Source organism: Atlantibacter hermannii (assembly GCF_009907385.1).
Lineage (GTDB): Bacteria > Pseudomonadota > Gammaproteobacteria > Enterobacterales > Enterobacteriaceae > Atlantibacter > Atlantibacter hermannii_A.
The window spans coordinates 1-228 of the sequence record NZ_JAAATR010000079.1; the positions used below are offsets into that span (position 1 = coordinate 1).

General features: G+C 51.3%; 1 protein-coding gene. It reads left to right on the forward strand.

All coding sequences use genetic code 11. The features are described from left to right. A partial coding sequence (locus GV764_RS18225; protein ID WP_139497493.1) for an IS110 family transposase occupies positions 1–228 on the forward strand: 228 nt, incomplete at both ends.

The following is a 228-nucleotide window of genomic DNA, read 5'->3' on the forward strand; positions in this document are numbered from 1 at the left end:
TGTGGCGGTTCTCACTTTATGGCACGCAAGTTGGAAGAGTTGGGGCATTCCCCAAAGCTGATATCACCACAATTTGTCCGCCCGTTCGTTAAAAGCAATAAAAACGACTTTGTCGACGCCGAAGCTATTTGTGAAGCTGCATCGCGTCCGTCTATGCGTTTTGTGCAGCCCAGAACGGAATCTCAGCAGGCAATGCGGGCTCTGCATCGTGTCCGTGAATCCCTGGTT